This is a genomic window from Achromobacter sp. UMC46, from assembly GCF_014170335.1.
GTDB lineage: Bacteria > Pseudomonadota > Gammaproteobacteria > Burkholderiales > Burkholderiaceae_B > Achromobacter.
This window is the reverse complement of the sequence record NZ_LZZS01000005.1, coordinates 368,239-382,694: the sequence shown is the minus strand read 5'-3', so window position 1 is coordinate 382,694 and position 14,456 is coordinate 368,239. Positions and strand designations below refer to the sequence as shown.

13 protein-coding genes are annotated in these 14,456 nt (G+C 66.4%); 12 read left to right on the top strand and 1 reads right to left on the bottom strand.

The window, feature by feature from the left end:
- The first annotated feature begins 71 nt into the window (after positions 1 to 71).
- The 11 genes from A9973_RS09505 (at position 72) to A9973_RS09455 (ending at position 12,469) form a co-directional block, all read left to right on the top strand.
- Positions 72 to 956, top strand: a complete 885-nt coding sequence (locus A9973_RS09505) for a LysR family transcriptional regulator (protein ID WP_183013514.1) — start codon at positions 72 to 74, stop codon at positions 954 to 956.
- A gap of 76 nt (positions 957 to 1,032) precedes the next feature.
- On the top strand, positions 1,033 to 1,623 hold the full coding sequence (locus tag A9973_RS09500) for a TetR/AcrR family transcriptional regulator (RefSeq protein ID WP_183013513.1): 591 nt from the start codon (positions 1,033 to 1,035) through the stop codon (positions 1,621 to 1,623).
- On the top strand, positions 1,617 to 2,126 hold the full coding sequence (locus tag A9973_RS09495) for a PaaI family thioesterase (protein ID WP_183013512.1): 510 nt from the start codon (positions 1,617 to 1,619) through the stop codon (positions 2,124 to 2,126). Before A9973_RS09500 ends, A9973_RS09495 begins: the two co-directional genes overlap by 7 nt.
- A 205-nt stretch (positions 2,127 to 2,331) precedes the next feature.
- Complete coding sequence (locus A9973_RS09490) at positions 2,332 to 3,813, top strand: amidase (RefSeq protein WP_183013511.1); 1,482 nt, start codon at positions 2,332 to 2,334, stop codon at positions 3,811 to 3,813.
- A 168-nt stretch (positions 3,814 to 3,981) separates the two neighbouring features.
- Positions 3,982 to 5,601: a methyl-accepting chemotaxis protein gene (locus A9973_RS09485; RefSeq protein ID WP_183013510.1), complete on the top strand. Its 1,620-nt coding sequence runs from the start codon at positions 3,982 to 3,984 to the stop codon at positions 5,599 to 5,601.
- Positions 5,602 to 5,609: 8 nt separating this feature from the next.
- Positions 5,610 to 6,167, top strand: coding sequence for a chemotaxis protein CheW (locus A9973_RS09480; RefSeq protein ID WP_183013509.1), 558 nt, complete (start codon positions 5,610 to 5,612; stop codon positions 6,165 to 6,167).
- Entirely contained in the window at positions 6,164 to 7,441 is a 1,278-nt protein-coding gene (locus A9973_RS09475) for a protein-glutamate O-methyltransferase CheR (protein ID WP_183013508.1), read from the top strand. Before A9973_RS09480 ends, A9973_RS09475 begins: the two co-directional genes overlap by 4 nt.
- The gene (locus A9973_RS09470; protein ID WP_183013507.1) at positions 7,434 to 8,093 is read left to right on the top strand and encodes a chemotaxis protein CheW; all 660 of its coding nucleotides are present in this window, start codon (positions 7,434 to 7,436) and stop codon (positions 8,091 to 8,093) included. Before A9973_RS09475 ends, A9973_RS09470 begins: the two co-directional genes overlap by 8 nt.
- Positions 8,090 to 10,399, top strand: coding sequence for a hybrid sensor histidine kinase/response regulator (locus A9973_RS09465; RefSeq protein ID WP_183013506.1), 2,310 nt, complete (start codon positions 8,090 to 8,092; stop codon positions 10,397 to 10,399). Before A9973_RS09470 ends, A9973_RS09465 begins: the two co-directional genes overlap by 4 nt.
- The gene (locus A9973_RS09460; protein WP_183013505.1) at positions 10,396 to 11,406 is read left to right on the top strand and encodes a chemotaxis response regulator protein-glutamate methylesterase; all 1,011 of its coding nucleotides are present in this window, start codon (positions 10,396 to 10,398) and stop codon (positions 11,404 to 11,406) included. The genes A9973_RS09465 and A9973_RS09460 overlap by 4 nt, the downstream gene beginning before the upstream one ends.
- Positions 11,407 to 11,440: 34 nt before the next feature.
- Entirely contained in the window at positions 11,441 to 12,469 is a 1,029-nt protein-coding gene (locus tag A9973_RS09455; protein WP_183013504.1) for a PleD family two-component system response regulator, read from the top strand.
- A gap of 38 nt (positions 12,470 to 12,507) precedes the next feature.
- Here A9973_RS09455 and A9973_RS09450 read toward each other — a convergent pair whose 3' ends face one another.
- The gene (locus tag A9973_RS09450) at positions 12,508 to 12,987 is read right to left on the bottom strand and encodes an Lrp/AsnC family transcriptional regulator (protein ID WP_183013503.1); all 480 of its coding nucleotides are present in this window, start codon (positions 12,985 to 12,987) and stop codon (positions 12,508 to 12,510) included.
- A gap of 179 nt (positions 12,988 to 13,166) precedes the next feature.
- On the opposite strand from A9973_RS09450, the gene A9973_RS09445 reads away from it, so the two are divergent.
- Positions 13,167 to 14,450, top strand: coding sequence for a cystathionine gamma-synthase family protein (locus tag A9973_RS09445; protein WP_183013502.1), 1,284 nt, complete (start codon positions 13,167 to 13,169; stop codon positions 14,448 to 14,450).
- Positions 14,451 to 14,456: the final 6 nt, after the last annotated feature.

Below are 14,456 nucleotides of genomic sequence, written 5' to 3'. Positions count from 1 at the left end.
CACCGAATAAAAGAAAAATAGGCTAGGATTCCGAATATTCAGGACAAAGATGTCCGTAATGGGGTTTGGGAATGGATAGTCTGGGCGGCATCGGTGTCTTCGTGCTGGTCGCGGAAACGCGCAGCTTCTCCGAAGCGGGCCGGGTGCTGGGCGTGTCCTCGTCGGCTGTGGGCAAGAGCGTGGCGCGCATGGAAGAGCGCTTGAAAGTGCGGTTGTTCCATCGCAGTACGCGCCATATCGCGCTGACGCCCGAGGGCGAGAAATTCCTGGAACGCTGCCGCCGCATCCTGTGCGAGGTCGAAGCCGCCGAACTGGAACTGTCCGAAGCGGCGGATGCCCCCCACGGCAAGCTGCGGGTCAGCCTGCCGCGCTACAGCGGGCTGTTCGACACCACCATCGCCAGTTTCATGCGCCAGTATCCGGACGTGGAATTGGACTTGGAATTCACGGATCGGATGGTGGACGTGATCGGCGAAGGCTACGACGCCGTGGTCCGCACGGGCGCCATGGACGATTCCGGCCTGAAGCGCCGCCGCCTGGGGCCGTTCCGGCGGGTGCTGGCCGCGTCACCCGACTACCTGCATCGGCACGGCACGCCCAAGCGCGCGGCCGACCTGCTGCGCCACGCCTGCCTGCATTACCGTTATCCGGCGACGGGCCGGCTGGAGAAATGGCCGCTGAAGCTGGGCCCGGACGTGCAATCGCCCGAATTGCCGCTGACGCTGGTCTGCAACAGCGTCGAAATGCGGATATCCCTGGCGGTGGGCGGGCAGGGCATCGTCTGCCTGCCGGACTTCACGATCCGCCGCGAACTGGCGTCGGGCCAGTTGCAGGTCGTGATGGATGACCGCACGCGCGGCAGCGGCACGATGTGGGCGCTGTGGCCCGCCAGTCGCCACGCGTCGCCCAAGCTGCGCGTGTTCATCGACCATCTGGCGCAACATCTTTTTCCCTGAGCCCGGGCGAAGCGGCCTTGTAGGATGATGATCGTCATATTAATATGACAATCATCATCTAAAGGCAAGGCCGGTCATGCGCTACGACAACGGACACAAGCGGGAAACGCGGATACGCATTCTGAAAACGGCGGCCGACGCGGTGCGCGCCGACGGCCCCGACCGCGTCGGCGTGGCCGCCGTGATGCGGCAGGCCGGCATGACGCACGGCGGTTTCTACGCGCACTTCGAATCCAAGGATGCCCTGGTCGAAGCCTCTATCGAACACATGTTCGACGAGGCGCTGGCACGCGCCCAAAAGCGCCTGGACGGCCGCACGCCGGCCGACGGCCTTGCCGCCTACGTGGACAGCTACTTGTCGGATGCCCATCGCGAGGCGCGAGCCCACGGTTGCCCGCTGGTGGCGCTGGCGTCCGACTTGCCGCGACAGTCCGAATCCTGCCGCGAGGCCTATGCCGCCGGCATGCGGCGGCTGGTGCAGGCCTTGGCCGAGCGGCTGGCCACGGCCGGCTACGCCGATCCGGAACCGCTGGCCCGTTCGGTGCTGGCCGAACTGGTCGGCGCCGTATCCCTGGCCCGTTGCGAAACCGATCCGCACCGGGCGAATGCCATGCTGGCGGACGCCCGCCGGCTCTTGAAGGCCCGGCTGGGCCTGGAGCAATGCTGATGACATCCCACTCGACCCCCCACCGCGAACCGAGCCTGGTCGACGAGACCGGCGCGGGCCTGGACGGCCTGGCGCAACTGCGCGCCTTGCTGGCGTCCGGCCGCAAGCCCGGCATCATGGTGACGCTGGACTTCGACTTCGTGGAAGTGGATACCGGACGTGCCGTGTTCGCCGGCACCCCGGGGCCCCAGGCCTACAACCCGATCGGCACGGTGCATGGCGGGTACGCCGCTACGCTGCTGGATTCGGCTTGCGGCTGCGCCGCGCACTCCCAACTGACGGCCGAGCAGGCCTACACCACACTGGAACTGAAAGTGGCCTATCACAAGGCCATCACGCGCCACAGCGGCTTGCTGCGCGCGGAAGGCAGGGTTTTGTCGATGGGCCAGCGCGTGGCCTACGCCGAGGCCAAATTGACGGATGCGCAGGGCCGCCTGCTGGCCTCCGCCACGTCCACGTTGCTGGTGTTCGCGCGGCCGGCGACGGCCGTTGCCGCGGGTTGAAAAGCGGGCTGAAAAAGGAACCGCCATGATTGAGCGGACGGGTCTAAGCGGGCGAACCTAAGCGGGCGAATCTAAGCGGGCGAATCTAAGCAGGGTATGGGCGGCAGAGCTTGCCGGGCGGGCGCGTTCCGCCCGGTTTGCGTAGTATGTCGGTTGCGCCGGACGGTTTGCCGCCGGCGCCTAAAACGACAAACCAGGAGACCGCATGCCCCCCGTCACGCCGGCCGCGCCCGCCAGCTTGGATCCTATCGTCGCCATGCAGGCGCACGCCCTGTCGGAGGCGATCCGGCGGCGCGAACTGTCCTGCGTCGAGGTCATGCGCGCCTATCTGGCGCACATCGACCACGTTAATCCCAAGATCAACGCCATCGTCGCGCGCCGCGACTCGGATGAACTGTTGCGCGAGGCCGCGGAACGCGACGCGCAACTGGATGCCGGCCAATGGCTGGGCTGGATGCATGGCATGCCGCAGGCCCCCAAGGACCTGACGGCGGTGCGCGGCATGGTCACCTCCATGGGGTCGCTGGTCTACAAGGATCTGGTCACGCCGCACGATTCCATCATCGTCGAACGAATGCGGGCGTCCGGCGCCATCTTCATCGGCCGCAGCAACGTGCCGGAGTTCGGCCTGGGATCGCACACCTACAACAAGGTCTACGGCACCACCGGCAATCCCTACGATCCCTCCAAGACGGCCGGCGGCAGCAGCGGCGGGGCAGCCGCCGCCCTGGCCGCCCGCATGCTGCCCGTGGCCGACGGCAGCGACTTCGGCGGGTCGCTGCGCAACCCGGCGGCCTTCTGCAACGTCTACGGCATGCGCCCGTCGGCGGGCCGCGTGCCTTCTGGCCCCGCGCCTGAAGTGTTCTTGAAGCAGCTGTCCTACGAAGGGCCGATGGGCAGGACGCCGCGCGACGTGGCGCTGCTGATGTCCGTGATGGCGGGCCACGACAAGCGCTCGCCGCTGTCGCTGCGCGACGACCCGGCCCAGTTCGCCGCGCCGCTGGACGCCGATTTGCGCGGCAAGCGCATCGGCTGGCTGGGCGATTGGAACGGCTATCTGGCGATGGAGCCGGGCATCCTGGACCTGTGCGGCCAGGCCCTGGCCACGCTGGGTTCCGCCGGGTGCGACATCGTCGACTACCAGGTGCCTTTCGCCGGCGACCGGTTGTGGCGCATCTGGCTGGCGCACCGCCACCTGATGGTGGGCGGGCAGTTCCACGCGCTGGTCGACAACCCCGAGACCCGCAAGCTGGTCAAGCCGGCGCTGATCTGGGAAGTGGAAGGGCTGGCGGGCATGACGGCGCGGCAGGTCTACGAGGCCTCGCAAGAGCGCAGCGCCTGGTATCAGACCGTATTGCGCATGTTCGACGAGGTGGATTTCCTGGCCGTGCCGTCGGCGCAGGTCTTTCCGTTCGACGCGTCGCTGGACTGGCCCAAGCAGATCGCCGGGCGTCCCATGGACACCTATCACCGCTGGATGGAGACCGTGACGCCGTGGACGCTGGCCGGCTGCCCGGTGATCAGCGTGCCGGTCGGATTCAATGCGCAGGGCTTGCCGATGGGCATGCAGCTGGTAGGGCCGCCCCAGGCTGACCTGGATGTGCTGCGCCTGGCGCATGCCTATGAGCACGCCAGCGACTGGGTGGGGGCGCGGCAACCGGAAGCCTTGTGGCGCGAATCTGCTTGAAAAACGGCTCCGGTACGCACTGTCACCGTAAAATACAAGGCCTTGTAAGCGGACTTTGCTTTTTTCCGACGAACGGGCCTGTTCATCAGGGTTTCCCTTGCAATGTCGTGGCTGACCGGCCAGGCCTTTGCAATAATTAGTCAAATACCTGCACAAAGGGCTCCCGGCATGAAGAACCTGACACTCCGCCAGCGCATCCTGGCCAGCTTCCTGGTCATCCTCGCCATCATGGCGCTGATGGTGGTGGTGGATTACCGGCGCTTGCTGCACATCGAGGAAGAAGTCGCCACGATCAATACCGACGCGGTGCCGGGCATCTACTACAGCACTTCGATACGCTCGTCCTGGTTTGCCGGCTTCGTGGTGGTGCAGGACGCCTACAACTCGGATACCGATCGGGAACGCCGCGTCGCGCTGGAGACGTTGCCCAAGAACGACCAGCAGTTGGAAGAGAACATCGTGCAGTACCGCCGCACGATCTCGCGCGGCGACGATCGCAAGATGTTCGATGACTTCGAAAAGGAACTGCAGGAGTACAAGCGTATCCGCGCCGAAATCCTGTCGGTGGCCGCGGCAGGCGATATCGCCCAGGCGCAGGCGCGCATCAAGGCCGAACTGCGGCCGGCCTTCTACCAGGGCCGTGACATCCTGGCCAAGATGGTGGCCGAAAACAAGAAGCAGGCGGACGAGTCCGCGGTCAGCATCCAGAAGTCCGTCGACACGGCCGAAGCCGGCATGCTGATCTCACTGGCGCTGGCGATCGCCGCCGCCATCGTATGCGGCTTTTTGCTGATGCGGGCCATCGCCAACCCGATGCGCGATATCGTCAAGACGCTGGAGTCCACAGGCGGCGGCGACCTGACGCGCCGCCTGTCGCTGGCGCGCAAGGATGAATTCAACGCCATCGAAACCGGTTTCAACGGCATGGTCGATGAATTGACGGGACTCGTGGGCAAGACGCAGCGGTCGGCCGTGCAGGTGGCGACGTCGGTTACCGAAATCGCCGCGACGTCCAAGCAGCAGCAGGCGACGGCGTCTGAAGTGGCGGCCACCACGACCGAGATCGGCGCGACCTCCCGAGAGATTTCCGCGACGTCGCGCGAACTGGTCCGCACCATGACCGAAGTGTCCAGCGCCGCCGAACAGACGGCATCGCTGGCGGGCAGCGGGCAGGTCGGATTGGCGCGCATGGAAGACACGATGCGCAACGTGGTCGGCGCGGCCGGTTCGGTAAATGCCAAGCTGGCCATCTTGAACGAGAAGGCCGGAAATATCACGCAAGTGGTCACCACGATCACTAAAGTGGCGGATCAGACCAACCTCTTGTCGCTGAACGCGGCGATCGAAGCCGAGAAGGCGGGCGAATACGGCCGCGGCTTCGTCGTGGTGGCGACCGAGATCCGCCGCTTGGCCGACCAGACCGCTGTCGCGACCTACGACATCGAGCAGATGGTGCGTGAGATCCAGTCGTCGGTGTCGGCGGGCGTGATGGGGATGGACAAGTTCTCTGAAGAAGTGCGCCGCGGCATGGCCGATATGCAGCAAGTGGGCGAGCAGCTGTCGCAGATCATCCAGCAGGTGCAGACGCTGGCGCCGCGCGTGCAGATGGTCAATGAAGGCATGCAGGCGCAGGCGACGGGCGCCGAACAGATCAATCAAGCCTTGCAGCAGCTGAGCGACGCCGCCCAGCAGACGGTGGAATCCCTGCGCCAGTCCAGCCTGGCCATCGAAGAGCTGACGCTGGTTGCCAACGACCTGCGCAGCGGCGTGTCGCGTTTCAAGGTGTGAGCCCCGCCATGGCAGCGCTGGCCCCTTCTTTGCCCGAGCCGGGTGCCGCGCTTGCCGCGGCGCGGCGGCTGTACCTGCTGTTCCGCATCGGCGAAGACCGCTATGCCCTGGATGCGGCGGACGTGGTTGAAGTGCTGGGCCTGCGCGCGCTGAAACAGGTGCCGTCCACGCCGGAATGGGTGGCCGGCATGCTGGACCGCCGCGGCGTGCCCGTGCCGGTGATCGACATGAGCGCGCTGGCCGGCCACGGCGCCGCGGTCAGGGTGACCAGCACGCGTCTGGCGCTGGTGCGCTTTCGCCCGGATGCGGGGGCGGGAACGGGCGTGGACGCGGAGGGCCGTTTGCTGGGTTTGATCCTGGAACAGGCGACCGAAACGGTGCACTACGACCCGGCCGCGTTCCGGCCATACGGACTGGACAACGCCGGCGCCCGGTACCTGGGGCCCGTGCTGAGCGATGCACGCGGCATGGTGCAGGCCGTCAAGGTGGGCGACCTGTTGCCCGCCCCGGTGCGGACGCTGCTGTTTCCTGCCGCCAACAGCCATGAAGGCGAGGCTTCGCCATGACGCTCGTCGACGAATTCAGCGCCTTGCTCAAGCGCAAGATGGGCTTGGACAGCGGGTCGATCGGCAAGGCCGCGGTCGAACGCGCGGTCCGGCACCGCATGGGCGCGGTGAACGCGGCGGACGAAGGCGACTATCTGATGCGGGTGCAGACCTCGCCTGCCGAAATGCAGCAGTTGATCGAAGCCGTGATCGTGCCGGAAACCTGGTTTTTCCGCTATCCAGAGTCGCAGGCTGCGATGGCGGCGCTGGCATGCGAACGTTTGTTTGCCGCAGGCACGACCGACGACCGCGTGCTGCGCGTGCTGAGCGTGCCGTGTTCCAGCGGCGAAGAGCCGCACTCCATCGCCATGGCCTTGCTGGACGCCGGTGTGCCCGCCGCCCGCTTCCAGGTGGATGCGGTGGACATCAGCGAACGCATGGTCGAGTTCGCGCGGCGAGGCGTGTATGGCCGCAATTCCTTCCGCGGCGACGATCTGGCGTATCGCGACCGCCACTTCACCGAGACGGCCGACGGCTATCAATTGTCGGCGCTGGCCAGGGAGCGGGTGCGCTTTCAGCAGGGAAACCTGTTCGACGCCAACTTGCTGCTGGGCGCCGCGCCCTACGATTTCGTGTTCTGCCGCAACTTGCTGATCTACTTCGATGCCGCCACGCAAGAGCGGGCGGTGCAGGTGCTGCGGCGCTTTACGCGCGGCGACGGCCTGATTTTCGTGGGGCCTGCCGAGACCAGCCTGATGACGGCGCGCCGCTTGCCGACCGTACCGATGCCGCGGTCTTTCGCCTTTTCGGCGCAGGCCATGCCGCCGCCCGCCGAGACCTACTCGCCGCCCAAGCCGATCGTCCACGCCTGGACGCCGCCGCGGCGGCCGGTGTCGCAGCCGCCAGCCCCGCGCCTGCCCGTGCCGCACGCCGCGATTACGCCGGCACCGGCCGCACCTGAGCCGGCCGCAGGCGTTAGCACCGCCGACGCCTCCTTGCGCAAGATCGAGGCGATGGCGGACCAGGGGCGCGTGCAGGACGCCTTGGCCCAATGCCGGGCGCATCTTGAAATCCATGGCGCCAGCGCCGACGGGCTGCATCTGCTGGGCCTGCTGCAAGACGCGGCCGGTGATGCGCGCGAAGCGCAGGCCGCCTACCGCAAGGCGCTGTACCTGGACCCGACCCACCGCGAAGCGCTGCTGCATCTGGCCGCGCTGATCGCGTCGGCGGGCGACGTGGAAGGCGCGCGCCGCCTGCAAGCGCGCGCGGCGCGACAGGAGGCTCGACGTGAGTGAATCCATTGCGCTGCTGTCCGATGTGGACGACTGCTGGAACCGCATCGGCATCCGGGGCGACAAAAGCTGCGGACAGCTGCCTGGGCATGTGCATTGCCGCAACTGTCCAGTCTACGCGGCGGCGGCCAAGCGCATCCTGGACCGCCTGCCGCCGCAGATGGACGTGCAGGACCATGAGCCGGAACGGGTCGAAAGCGCCCGGTTGTCGTCGCTGCTGGTGTTCCGCCTGGGACGGGAATGGTTGGGCCTGCCCACGCGGTCGCTGGACGAAGTGGCGGGTACGCGCCCGGTGCTGACGTTGCCGCATCGCCGGGATCCGGCGGTGCTGGGGGTGACTAACGTGCGCGGCACGCTGACCGTCTGTGTTTCGCTGGCGAGTCTGCTCAGCCTGGAAACCGGGGTGGCCGACACGCGCGAGCGGACCGCCGCCCGCATGCTGATCTTCGGCGGCGCGGGCCGCGCGGTGGTGCTGCCGGTGGACGAAGTGGAGGGCATTCACGCCGTGGACCTGGAGGCGCTGGAACCCTTGCCGGCGACCGTGGAGGGCGCAAGCTTGAAGTATTCACGCGGCTTGGCGCGTTGCGGCGGCCGCAGTGTGGGCGTGTTGGACGAGAATTTGCTGATGCAAGCTTTGGAACGGAGCCTGGCGTGAATCCGGACGAGATGCGCGACGCGTCGCTCCTCGAGCTGTTCCAGCTTGAGACCCGCACGCAGGTGCAGGTGCTGAACAACGGCCTGCTCGCGTTGGAACATGACCCGACATCGGCCGCCCAACTGGAAGCCTGCATGCGTGCGGCACATTCGCTGAAAGGGGCGGCCCGCATCGTGGACCTGCACCCGGCGGTGCGTATCGCCCATGCCATGGAAGACTGCCTGGTGGCGGCGCAGGAAGGGCGCTTGCGCTTGCAGGCGACCGACATCGACGCCTTGCTGATGGGCACGGATTTGCTGCAGCGCGTGGCCACGCCGGGCGTCGAGCTGGGCAGCGAGATCGATGAACTGGTCGCCCGCCTGAGCAACGCGCCCAATGCGCCGCCCGTGGCGCCTGCCGCGCCGCCGCGTCCGCCCCGGCCCTCGGATTTCCTGCCGCCCATCAAGCGCGCGGACGACCCGCCGGAAGCGCCGCCCGAGGCGCCTGCGGCCGTGTTTGCTCCGCCGCCGTCGTCGCAAACGATGGTGCGCCGGAGTTCGGATCAAGGCCTTTCCGAAGGCGAACGCGTCCTGCGCGTGACTGCGGATACGTTGAATAAACTGCTGGGCCTGTCCAGTGAAACGCTGGTGGAATCCCACTGGATCGGGCCCTTCGGCGCGTCGATGCTGCGGCTGCGGCGCATGCAGTCCGGGGCGGCGCAGGCGCTGGATGGAGTGCGCGCGGCGCTGGCCGGCCAACAGGTGGACGCGCGCGTCCAGGCCGCGCTGGACGATGCCCAGCGCATCGTCGGGGAGTGCCAGCAGGAGCTGGTGCAACGCACCAGCGAAGTCGACGAGTTCGGTTGGCGCATGAGCCATCTGGCGCAGCGCTTGTACGACACGGCGCTGGCCTGCCGCATGCGGCCATTCGGCGACGGGCTGGGCGGCATGGCCCGCATGGTACGGGACCTTGGCCGTTCGCTGGGCAAGCAGGTGCGCCTGGAGATCGAGGGCGACGCCACGCAAGTGGACCGCGACATCCTGGAAAAGCTGGATGCGCCCTTGATGCATCTGCTGCGCAACGCGGTGGACCACGGCATCGAAATGCCGATGGACCGCATGGACGCCGGCAAGTCGCCGGAAGGCTTGATCAAGCTGGTGGCGCGCCATGCGGCCGGCATGCTGCTGATTGAACTGAGCGACGACGGGGCGGGCATATCGCTGGACCGCCTGCGCGTCGAAGTCGTGCAGCGCAAGCTGACGAATGCCGAAACGGCGGCTCGCCTGAGCGAGGCGGAACTGTTGGAATTCCTGTTCCTGTCGGGCTTCAGCACGCGCGGCGAAGTCACCGAAATCTCGGGCCGCGGCGTGGGCCTGGACGTCGTGCAGACCATGGTGAGGCAGTTGCGCGGCGCGGTGCGCATCCATCAGACGACTGGGCAGGGCACCCGCTTCGTGCTGGAAATGCCCTTGTCGCTGTCGGTGGTGCGCAGCCTGCTGGTGGAGGTGCAGGAAGAGATCTACGCCTTCCCGCTGGCCTACGTCAGCCATGCCTTGCAGGTGCGCTCGGAAGATATCGAACAGCTGGAAGGCCATCAGCATTTCCGCTTCATGGACAAGCAGATCGGCCTGGTGTCCGCGCGCCAGATCCTGCGCGCGGGCGAGCCCGCGCCGTCGGCGGAATCGGTAGCCGTCGTGGTCGTGGGCGATCACGACAAGCTTTACGGCATTGCCGTGGATCGCTATGTGGGCGAACGCACGCTGGTGGTGCAGCCGCTGGACCCGCGCCTGGGCAAGGTGCAGGACGTGATGGCGGGCGCCTTGATGGACGACGGCACGCCGCTATTGATCCTGGATGTCGAAGACATGCTGCTGTCGGTCCAGAAACTGATCGAAGGCGGGCGGCTGACGCGTGTTGACGGCGGGGGGGCGGTCGTCCAGGCGCGTCGCCGCAAGCGCGTGCTGGTGGTGGACGATTCCCTGACGGTGCGCGAGCTGGAACGCAAGCTGCTGCTGAACCGCGGCTTCGAGGTGGCCGTGGCGGTGGACGGCATGGACGGCTGGAACATGCTGCGTGGCGAGGATTTCGACCTGGTCGTGACCGACGTCGACATGCCCCGCATGGACGGCATCGAACTCGTGTCCCGGATCAAGGGCGACCCCCGCTTGCAAAGCCTGCCGGTGATGGTAGTGTCGTACAAGGACCGCGAAGAAGACCGGCGGCGCGGGCTGGATGCCGGCGCCGACTACTATCTGGCCAAGGGCAGCTTCCACGACGATGCGCTGCTTGATGCCGTCGAAGACTTGATCGGAAAGGCACTCACGTGAGAATAGGGATCGTCAACGATCTGCAAATGGCGGTCGAGACCATGCGGCGCGCGATCGCGTTGGAGCCCGGGCTGGAAGTGGCCTGGGTCGCGTCCGACGGCGAACAGGCCGTGGCGCAGTGCGCCCGCGACCGCCCCGACGTGGTGCTGATGGACTTGATCATGCCGGTGATGGACGGGGTCGAGGCTACCCGCCGCATCATGGCCGAATCGCCGTGCGCCGTGGTCGTGGTGACCGCCGACGTGGCCCGTCATACCGCCCGCGTGTTCGACGCGATGGGTTATGGCGCGCTGGACGCGGTGGACACGCCGGTGGTGGGCGATGCCGACATGCGCACGGCCGCCGCGCCGCTGCTGCGCAAGATCCGCAATATCGGCTGGCTGATCGGCCGCTACGGCAACCGTCCGACGCTGACCCCGGTCGGCAAGACGGCGCCCATGCCCACCTCGCAGCGCTTGCTGGTGATCGGCGCGTCGGCGGGCGGCCCGGCGACGCTGGCGCAACTGTTGCGTGACGTGCCGCTGGATTTCCCTGCGGGGATCGTGCTGGTGCAGCATGTGGACGCGTCGTTCGCGGCGGGCATGGCGGATTGGCTGAACGATCAGGTACTGTTGCCGGTGCGGCTGGTGCGGGAAGGCGAACGGCCCGTACCCGGGCAGATCCTGCTGGCGGGCACCGACGACCATCTGCATTTGCTGGCCGACGGCACGCTGCGCTACACCGAAGACCCGAAGGAAAGCTTGTACCGGCCGTCCATCGACGTGTTCTTCCACAGTGTGGCGCAGCATTGGCGCGGCACCGCGGTGGGGGTTTTGCTGACAGGCATGGGGCAGGATGGCGCGCGCGGGCTGAAAGCCATGCGCGAACGCGGATGCCTCACCATCGCGCAGGACCAGGCCACCAGCGCCGTGTACGGTATGCCCAAGGCGGCGGCGGCCATGCAGGCGGCCGTTGAAATCAGACCATTGAACCAAATCGCTCCCCGCTTGATCCAGGCGTTCGCCTGAGCGGCCCGATATTGCTAGACATCAAGGAATCACTATGCACCCTCCCATTGACAGCTCGCCCGCCGCGGACCTGAATTCCCACGCGGCCATGGTCTTGCTTGTCGACGACCAGGTGATGGTCGGCGAAGCGATCAGACGGGCGCTGGCCACGGAGGGCAACATCGATTTCCACTATTGCTCGGATCCCTACAAGGCGCTGACGGTGGCGATCCAGACGCGGCCCACCGTCATTCTGCAGGATCTGGTGCTGCCGGGCGTGGACGGCCTGAGCCTGGTACAGGAATACCGCAACCATCCCGTCACGCGCGACATCCCCATCATCGTGCTGTCCACCAAGGAAGATCCGGCCATCAAGAGCGCGGCCTTTGCGGCCGGCGCCAACGACTATCTGGTGAAGCTGCCCGATTCCATCGAACTGGTGGCGCGCATCCGCTACCACTCGCGGTCCTACCTGGCGCTGGTGCAGCGCGACGAGGCCTACCAGGCCCTGCGCCAAAGCCAGCAGCAGTTGCTGGAAAGCAATATGGAACTGCGCCGCCTGACGAATTCCGATGGCTTGACCGGCCTGGGCAACCGCCGCTATTTCGACGAATACCTCAACGCCGAATGGCAGCGCGCGCGCCGCGACGGCCGCGAGATCAGCATGCTGATGATCGACGTGGACCACTTCAAGTCCTACAACGACACATACGGGCACATCGCGGGCGACGAAGCGCTCAAGCGCGTGGCCAACACCATTTTCGCCAGCTGCGACCGGTCTACCGACCTGGCGGCGCGTTTTGGCGGGGAAGAGTTCGCGCTGGTGCTGCCGGGCACGCCCGCGGGCAGCGCGAGGCTGGCCGCCGAGAAGCTGCGCCGCGCGGTCGAAGCCATGCAGATTCCGCAGAAGGACACGGGCTCCGGCCCGTGGTTGACCGTCAGCATCGGCACCGCCACGGCGGTGCCGACCCAAGATCAGCCGTGCACCGACCTGATCCTGGTGGCCGACCGCGGGCTGTATCAGGCCAAGCGCCAGGGACGCAACCGCGTTGTGCCCGGCCAGATGCCGCCGGTGGCGGAATAGGCGGCAAGCCCTCGCGAACGGGCAGTGGCCTCTGCGGCCTACAGATGCAGTTTGGTCGACGACTTCACTTCATGCATCGACAGCGTGCTTAGCAGTTCCTTCACGCCGGGAAGCGTGCGCAGGCGGTTGCGCACGAATTCGGAATAGGCATCGAAATCGCGCGCCACGATATGCAGCAGGTAGTCGTGTTGGCCGGTCGTGTTGTGGCAGGCCAGCACTTCGGGCATGGCCGCCACAGCGGCCTCGAACGCGTGGCACAGCTTTTCGCTGTGGTTTTCCAGCGAAATGCTCACGAACGCCACCACGCCCATCCCCAACGCGCGGCGGTCAAGAATGGCCTGGTAGCCCTGGATGACGCCCGACGTCTCCAGCCGCTTCAACCGCTTCCAGCAGGGCGACGCCGACAGCGAGACGCGCTCGGCCAGCTCCGCGTTGCTCAGGCGGCCATCTTCTTGAAGGATTTTCATGATTTTCCAATCGATCGCGTCAAGTTGATGTAACAAGGAAGTGTCTTTCATAAATTGGTTCTGATGGGAAACAACGTTTCTCATTATCCCGGTCTTGTGACTGAAATGGAAAGAATATTGGGTTGGCCTGCGCCCATACTGCAAGACATCCCGAGGCGGCCGGCGCTATCGTCATCGAATGCGATACGCGCCTGCCCGGTCGGCTGGAACCCCAGAGAAAGAGGCACACCATGACGTATTCGACCTATCACAAGAAAGAACTCTTCGGCCGTCCCCTGCATGCCGAGACGCAGATGATGTCGTATGGCTACGACCCCTTCCTGTCGGAAGGCGCGGTCAAGCCGCCGGTGTTCCTGACGTCCACGTTCGCCTTCCGTTCGGCGGAAGACGGCGCGGCGTTTTTCGATCTCGTGTCCGGGCGCAAGCCGTTGCCGCAGGGCGAATCGGCGGGGCTGGTGTACAGCCGCTTCAATCATCCCAACCTGGAAATCGTGGAAGACCGGCTGGCCCTGCTGGACGGTTCCGAGGACGCCGCGGTGACGTCAAGCGGCATGGCCGCGATCAGCGCGGTGCTGATGGCGTTCCTGCGCCCCGGCGACCAGCTGGTGCAATCGCTGCCGCTGTACGGCGGCACCGAGACGCTGATCGCGAAGATCTTCCCGGAATGGGGCATCGGGTCGCATCCGATCCAGGACGGCTTGTCGCCCAAGCACATGCGCGCCGCGCTGGAAGCGGCCGCGGCCAAGGGGCCGGTGCGCGTGTTCTATGTGGAGACGCCGGCCAACCCCACCAACTCGCTGATCGATTTCGAGGCCATGAAGAACGAGCTGGATGCGTTTGAAACGCGCCACGGCTACCGGCCGATCTCGGTGTGCGACAACACGCTGCTGGGCCCCATCTTCCAGAAGCCCGCCGAGCATGGCGTGGACCTGTGCGTGTATTCGCTGACGAAATACGTGGGCGGCCACAGCGACCTGGTGGCGGGCGCCGTCACGGGTTCCAAGGAATTGATCAAGAAGGTGCGCGCGATCCGCAGCGCGTTCGGCTCGCAGCTGGATCCGCATTCGTGCTGGATGATCACGCGGTCGATGGAGACGGTGGTATTGCGCATGAAGCAGGCGGCGCGCACGGCCACGAAGGTGGCGCAATGGCTGGCGGGCAACCCGTATGAAAAGGTGCGGATCTTCCACCCCGAGGTGATGGCGGACCGCGCCTATCAAGAGGTCTACAAGCGCCAGTGCACCGGGCCGGGCTCGACGTTCGCGTTCGTGCTGGAAGGCGGGCGCGAACGCGCCTTCCGCTTCATCAATGCGTTGCACCTGTTCAAGTCGGCGGTCAGCCTGGGCGGCACCGAATCGCTGGTCTGCCATCCGGCGTCGACTACGCATTCGGGCGTGCCGGCGGCCGAACGCGACGCGGCGGGCGTGTCGGAAGGGCTGATCCGCGTGTCGATCGGGCTGGAGCACGAAGAAGACCTGATCGCCGACATGGACAACGCTTTCCGCAAGCGCTGACCGGGC

What these genes read in the sequence shown, in the direction of transcription:
- A9973_RS09505 (WP_183013514.1), top strand. Translation starts at nt 72, where the DNA reads ATGGATAGTCTGGGCGGCATCGGTGTCTTCGTGCTGGTCGCGGAAACG.
- A9973_RS09500 (WP_183013513.1), top strand. Translation starts at nt 1,033, where the DNA reads ATGCGCTACGACAACGGACACAAGCGGGAAACGCGGATACGCATTCTG.
- A9973_RS09495 (WP_183013512.1), top strand. Translation starts at nt 1,617, where the DNA reads ATGCTGATGACATCCCACTCGACCCCCCACCGCGAACCGAGCCTGGTC.
- A9973_RS09490 (WP_183013511.1), top strand. Translation starts at nt 2,332, where the DNA reads ATGCCCCCCGTCACGCCGGCCGCGCCCGCCAGCTTGGATCCTATCGTC.
- A9973_RS09485 (WP_183013510.1), top strand. Translation starts at nt 3,982, where the DNA reads ATGAAGAACCTGACACTCCGCCAGCGCATCCTGGCCAGCTTCCTGGTC.
- A9973_RS09480 (WP_183013509.1), top strand. Translation starts at nt 5,610, where the DNA reads ATGGCAGCGCTGGCCCCTTCTTTGCCCGAGCCGGGTGCCGCGCTTGCC.
- A9973_RS09475 (WP_183013508.1), top strand. Translation starts at nt 6,164, where the DNA reads ATGACGCTCGTCGACGAATTCAGCGCCTTGCTCAAGCGCAAGATGGGC.
- A9973_RS09455 (WP_183013504.1), top strand. Translation starts at nt 11,441, where the DNA reads ATGCACCCTCCCATTGACAGCTCGCCCGCCGCGGACCTGAATTCCCAC.
- A9973_RS09450 (WP_183013503.1), bottom strand. Translation starts at nt 12,987, where the DNA reads ATGAAAGACACTTCCTTGTTACATCAACTTGACGCGATCGATTGGAAA.
- A9973_RS09445 (WP_183013502.1), top strand. Translation starts at nt 13,167, where the DNA reads ATGACGTATTCGACCTATCACAAGAAAGAACTCTTCGGCCGTCCCCTG.